This window comes from Synechococcus sp. H55.9 (assembly GCF_047462355.1).
Taxonomy (GTDB): Bacteria; Cyanobacteriota; Cyanobacteriia; order Thermostichales; family Thermostichaceae; genus Thermostichus.
Window position 1 is genome coordinate 4782 of record NZ_JANSJB010000119.1, and the last position, 1249, is coordinate 6030.

The 1249-nt window shown below is 61.6% G+C and carries 2 protein-coding genes; both read left to right on the plus strand.

What is annotated here, in order from left to right:
* Positions 1–55 precede the first annotated feature (55 nt).
* Positions 56–715, plus strand: coding sequence for a HupE/UreJ family protein (locus tag NW857_RS11945; RefSeq protein ID WP_414369057.1), 660 nt, complete (start codon positions 56–58; stop codon positions 713–715).
* 74 nt (positions 716–789) lie between these two features.
* A complete protein-coding gene (gene ndk / locus NW857_RS11950) occupies positions 790–1239 on the plus strand; it encodes a nucleoside-diphosphate kinase (protein ID WP_414335826.1) in 450 nt (149 codons plus the stop codon).
* Positions 1240–1249: the final 10 nt, after the last annotated feature.

Here is a 1249-nt window from a genome sequence, read left to right on the forward strand (position 1 = left end):
GGTACAGCAAGCTTAGACCCCTTCGCATAGGTTCAATCGTGAGGGAGCAAAAAGCATGTTTTGGCAGTGGCAGCGACCTTTGGCCTTGCCTGCTCAAGTGGGCCGCGGCTGGGCCATCGGCCTGGGGGCAGGGATCGCCTGGCTGGCCTCTTGGCCGGCTCTTGCCCACCACGCTCTGGGCGGGAGATTGCCGGCCACAGGGTGGGAGGGGTTTTTGTCGGGCCTGGCCCATCCGGTGATCGGCCCGGATCACCTGGCCTTTGTGGTGGCCATTGGTCTCATTGCGGCGGGGCAGCCCTGGCGCTATGGGATCCCGCTGGGCTTTGTGCTGGCCGGTCTGGTGGGCACCGGGATCCACCTGGCCGGCTGGGATCCCCTGGGGCTAACCGAGTTGGCCATTGCCTGCTCCATAGTTCTCTTTGGCCTACTGCTGGTTCAATCGCGGCAGATCCCAAGTTGGCTTTTGCTGCTGTGGGGATCCCTGGCGGGGCTATTCCATGGCTATGCCTATGCCGAAGCGATCATCGGTGCCGAACCCATGCCCTGGCTGGGCTATCTGCTGGGGTTGAGCACCGTTCAATATGGGGTAGCGCTCCTTGCCCTCTGGGCGGCTGAAACCTGGGCAGAGAGGATCCCTGGCTTAATCCGCAGTGCCGGCTGGATGATTGCAATAGTGGGGGCTATATTCCTAACGTTGGCGGTGGTGAGCTCCTAGACACCCTTGCACTGGGGATCCCCAATCCGGTACAAGGATAACGGTGAAGATGAGTAACAACAAGGGGAGATCCCATGGAGCGCACCTTTATCGCCATTAAGCCAGACGGCGTGCAGCGGGGTCTGGTGGGCACCATCATCCAGCGCCTGGAAAGCCGGGGCTACCAATTGGTGGGCCTAAAGCTGGTGCAGGTAAGCCAAGAGCTGGCGGAAGCCCACTACGCTGAACACAAGGAGCGCCCCTTCTTCCCCGGTTTGGTGAAGTTCATCACCTCAGGGCCGGTGGTGGCCATGGTCTGGCAGGGCAAAGGGGTGATTGCTGCCGCTCGCAAGCTCATTGGCAAGACCAACCCTTTGGACGCCGAGCCGGGCACCATCCGCGGTGATTTTGGCATTGATATTGGCCGCAACCTCGTCCATGGCTCCGATGGCCCCGAGACCGCCCAACGGGAGATCGCCCTTTGGTTCCAGGAATCCGAGCTGGTAAGCTGGACGCCCGCCACCCAAAGCTGGATTTACGAGTAGGCATGGCCGG